Origin of the sequence: Xanthomonas sp. SHU 166, assembly GCF_000364685.1 — a bacterium.
Lineage (GTDB): Bacteria > Pseudomonadota > Gammaproteobacteria > Xanthomonadales > Xanthomonadaceae > Xanthomonas_A > Xanthomonas_A sontii.
The window spans coordinates 1-464 of sequence record NZ_AQOJ01000939.1; the positions used below are offsets into that span (position 1 = coordinate 1).

Consider the following 464-nt stretch of genomic DNA (forward strand, 5'->3'; position numbering starts at 1 on the left):
ACCAGCGGCGCTGCCGGCAGTACGCCCCCGCGCTCGCTGGGCGTCCCGGCCCGCGGCGCCTCCGACCGCCTGCCCGCCTGGTCGCCCGACGGCACGCACATCGCCTTCGCCCGACTCGGTGCCGACCGCCAGTGCCGGGTGATGCTGGTGCAGGCCGACGGGCGCACGCCCGCGCGCGAGGTCGCGCGCTGCGACGACAGCGAATTGCTCAGCTTCGACTGGACGCCGGATGGCCGCGGCCTGGTGTTCGGCAGCATGAACGGGCGTCAGCCGGCACGCGGCATCCGCGTGCTGGATCTGGGCAGCGGGCGCTGGACGGCGCTGGATTATCCGGTCGCCGCCGGCGATTTCGATTACGCGCCGCGCTACTCGCCGGACGGCAAATGGATCGCCTTCGTGCGCAATCCGCAGATGGGCGGGCTGTGGCGGATGCCGGCGGCCGGCGGCACCGCCGAGCCTTTGAC

Annotated in this window: 1 pseudogene; it reads left to right on the plus strand. The window is 74.1% G+C overall.

Features of this window, described 5'->3' with window-relative positions:
* Positions 1–464 (plus strand): annotated as a pseudogene (locus D180_RS21060) (PD40 domain-containing protein); the annotation flags it as partial.